2 protein-coding genes and 1 pseudogene are annotated in these 1,205 nt (G+C 41.1%); all 3 read left to right on the forward strand.

Annotated elements, in window-relative coordinates; translation table 11 throughout:
- A pseudogene (locus tag G322_RS22530) lies at window positions 1-245 on the forward strand (hypothetical protein); the annotation flags it as partial.
- Window positions 246-255: 10 nt separating this feature from the next.
- Window positions 256-378, forward strand: coding sequence for a hypothetical protein (locus G322_RS24655; protein ID WP_022943303.1), 123 nt, complete (start codon window positions 256-258; stop codon window positions 376-378).
- Window positions 379-425: 47 nt separating this feature from the next.
- The gene (locus tag G322_RS0119410) at window positions 426-800 is read left to right on the forward strand and encodes a hypothetical protein (protein WP_022943304.1); all 375 of its coding nucleotides are present in this window, start codon (window positions 426-428) and stop codon (window positions 798-800) included.
- The last annotated feature ends 405 nt before the right edge of the window (window positions 801-1,205 follow it).

Genomic DNA, 1,205 nt, shown 5'->3' on the forward strand with positions numbered 1-1,205 from the left:
AAGCCCTGATCACAATATTATGCGGAATGGTATTAGACACCATGAAACGCATGAAAAGCGAATATGACATGGCGTTTTTATATATTACCCATGACTTAGCTACGGCGCACTATATTGCGGAAGAAACCGCGGTGATGTACAAAGGGCAAATTGTTGAGTGGGGTGATACTAACGAGGTGATTAACAATCCCCCAGTATCCTTATACCAAGCTATTAATTTCTGCAGTGCTGGATCCGGAAATTAAGTTTAGAGAGGTGATTGAGCAAGATTTAGATTTCTCTTCACACGCTGAAACGGTACGTGCTCAAAGTGGGCATCAAGTCAGCCAAGCAAGGCAGGTTAATCATAACCATTTTGTACGCTTATTAGCTGACTAGGGAAATAATATGCAATCTTTTTCAGTAGGACAATTTTCACTTGAGCATTGGCAATCGTTAACAGAGGAAGCACAAACGGTGAGTATGCTGAGGCCGAAACAAGTTATGTTCGTGCGTTAACGGAAGCGCAAAAGTTGATTGATGACCTGAGTCTAAGTGCATTTTATGAACACAGCGCGCGTTTGTATATGACGGCGTGTTATAACCTTGCGCGTGCTTGCCAATTTCAAGACCGAGCGGATGATGCGTTTCATTATCATCTACTTGCACATATTCAGATTCAGCAGTTCACAGATCAGCAACCGCTTACAGACCTCACTCGTCACTCTGCAGTCAAAGTATTAGACACAACAATCGTGACATTGCTTGAGTATTATCAGCAAAGCAACAAGATGGCTGGAAGGTGTATTCTGATGCGTTGATCAGCGAGCATGTTCATTTTATGCAAAAACATGATAATAAAAACTTGCCTGAAGATTTGCAAGAAGGGGGCTGTGGCTAATGTGAAGGTTGTCAGTTGGAAGAGGAAAATACTCCTGTTTTACATTAGGAGTACATTCTGCTTAATATAATGATCAGGTTTTACGTAGGGTAAATTGCTAAGGTCAAAACGTATGATTGAGTAATAAGCAAAACGGTCATTTGTTTTGTACTGCGTACTGTTTGACGAAGTCAAATAGAGCAACAGGCGATTGCGATTGAATACAACGCAGGTATTAGTCATTTAAACCCGTAAAAACGATCAGTTACTTAGGCGGATTAATGGTATGGACCCTCTCCACTCCACTTACGGCTTCAAATGAGCCAATATAGTAGTGTTAAACATT

The organism is Psychromonas hadalis ATCC BAA-638, from assembly GCF_000420245.1.
Lineage (GTDB): Bacteria > Pseudomonadota > Gammaproteobacteria > Enterobacterales > Psychromonadaceae > Psychromonas > Psychromonas hadalis.